This is a genomic window from Streptomyces sp. Isolate_45, from assembly GCF_024721315.2.
GTDB lineage: Bacteria > Actinomycetota > Actinomycetes > Streptomycetales > Streptomycetaceae > Streptomyces.
Window position 1 is genome coordinate 1 of sequence record NZ_JANFAK020000327.1, and the last position, 2624, is coordinate 2624.

Here is a 2624-nt window from a genome sequence, read left to right on the forward strand (position 1 = left end):
CTCAACACCGCCCTCGACCAAGCAGCCGACGCCCGCATCCCCCTCACCGCCCAGCCCCGACCCGACCACATCCCCCTCTCCTACGCCCAGCAACGCCTCTGGTTCCTCCACCAACTCGAAGGCCCCACGCCCACCTACAACATCCCCACCACGCTCCGCCTCACCGGCCGGCTCGACACCGACGCCCTGCGCCTGGCCATCGGTGACGTCGTCGCCCGCCACGAAAGCCTGCGCACCACCTTCGCCGAGGACGAGGAGCACGGGCCGCACCAGATCATCGTTCCTGCGGACGTGGCCGAGACGTCGTTCACGGTCGTCCAGGTGAATGAGGACGAGCTGGGCGAGAAGCTGACGGAGGCCGTGGGTCACTGCTTCGACCTGGGCAGCGAACTCCCCCTACGAACTGTGCTGTTCCAGGTCTCGGACGAGGAGCACGTGCTGCTCCTCCTGATCCACCACATCGCCAGCGACGCCTGGTCCCGCACCCCCCTCGCCCACGACCTCACCACCGCCTACACCACCCGAACCACCAACGGCACAGCCCCCAACTGGGCCCCTCTCCCCGTCCAATACGCCGACTACGCCCTCTGGCAACGCACCCTCCTCGGCAACGACACCGACCCCACCAGCACCGCCGGCCAACAACTCACCCACTGGAAGAACACCCTCCACGACCTCCCCGAACAACTCGACCTCCCCACCGACCGACCCCGCCCCGCCACCGCAAGCCAAGCCGGCGACCGCATCACCTTCACCATCCCCACCACCACCCACACCCGCCTCACCGAACTCGCCCGCACCACCAACACCAGCACCTTCATGCTCGCCCAAACCGCTCTCGCCACCCTCCTCACCCGACTCGGCGCAGGCACCGACATCCCCATCGGCACCCCCGTCGCCGGCCGCACCGACGACGCCACCGACCACCTCATCGGCATGTTCATCAACACCCTCGTCCTACGCACCGACACCAGCGGCAACCCCACCTTCCGCGAACTCCTCACCCGCACCCGCGAAACCGACCTCGCCGCCTACGCCCACCAAGACCTCCCCTTCGAACGCCTCGTAGAAGCCCTCAACCCCACCCGCACCCTCTCCCACCACCCCCTCTTCCAGGTGCTGTTGACCTTCAACAACACGGATCAGGAGGGTGCCCGCGCCGAGATCGCGCAGCTGCCGGGCCTGGACGTGGCGTACGAGGTGGTCGAGCGATCGGCTTCGAAGTTCGACCTGGCCTTCACCGTCTCGGAGTCGTTCGACGGTGACCGGCTGCCCACGGGTATCAGCGCCTCGCTGGACTTCAGCACGGATCTCTTCGAGCAGGCGTCGGCCCAGTCGATCGCGGACCACTTCGTCCGCGTCCTGACCGCCATGACCACTGCTCCCGACCGGGGCATCGAGGACTTCGAGCTCATCAGCGCCGCCGACCGCGAGCGGGTCCTGGTGGAGTGGAACGGCGACGACACCCCGCACTCCGACACCCCCTTGCACGAGCTCTTCGCCGAGCAGGCCGCCCGCACCCCGGACGCGGTCGCGGTGACGGACGAGAACGGGAACTCCCTCACGTACGGGGAGCTCGACGGCCGCGCCAACCAGGTCGCCCGTCACCTGATCGCCCACAACGTGCGGGCGGAACAGTTCGTGGCCCTCGTCCTGCCCAAAACGACGGACGCGATCGTGAGCATGCTCGGCGTCCTCAAGGCCGGCGCCGCCTACCTGCCCGTCGACCCCGAATATCCGACCGACCGCATCAGCCACATCCTCACGGACGCCGTTCCGGCCCTCACCCTCACCGAACCCGTCGCGACGGACGTACTGGCGACGTACTCCGATGCGCAGGTCAGCGACGCAGAGCGCCCGTCCGCGTGGTCACCGCTCCACGCGGCCTACATGATCTACACCTCGGGCTCCACCGGCCGCCCCAAGGGCGTCATCATCGAACACCACGCCCTGGCCACCTACCTCCACCGAGCGCGCACCGCCTACCCGGCCACCTCGGGCACGACCCTGCTGCACTCACCGCTGGCCTTCGACCTCACCGTCACCGCCCTATGGACCCCGCTCACCAACGGCGGAACCGTCCACCTCACCAGCCTCGAAACCAGCACCCACCAGCCGACCCTGATCAAGGCCACACCCAGCCACCTCGCCATCCTCAACACCCTGCCGGCGACCGTGTCCCCCAGCGACACCCTGATCCTCGGAGGCGAAGCCCTCCACACCGACCAGCTCGCCACCTGGCAGAGCACCCACCCCAACACCCAGGTCATCAACGCGTACGGGCCCACCGAGAACACCGTCAACGCCACCGAGTACCGCATCCCCAGCGGAACGCTGCCCGACGGGCCGATCCCGATCGGCCGGCCGTTCACCAACACTCGCGCCTACATCCTCGACAACGCCCTACGCCCCGCAGCCCCCGGCACTGATGGCGAGCTCTACCTCGCCGGCCACCAACTCGCCCGCGGCTACCACGACCGCAGCTCACTGACATCCGAGCGCTTCACCGCCAACCCCTACGGCCCGCCCGGCAGCCGCATGTACCGAACCGGCGACATCGCCCGCTGGAACCACCACGGCCAACTCATCTTCACCGGCCGAGCCGACCACCAGATCAAACTCCG

1 protein-coding gene is annotated in these 2624 nt (G+C 68.5%); it reads left to right on the top strand.

The genetic code is table 11. The features are described from left to right. Positions 1 to 2624 (top strand): amino acid adenylation domain-containing protein (locus NOD94_RS40750; RefSeq protein ID WP_281211290.1); only part of this gene is annotated, 2624 nt, incomplete at both ends.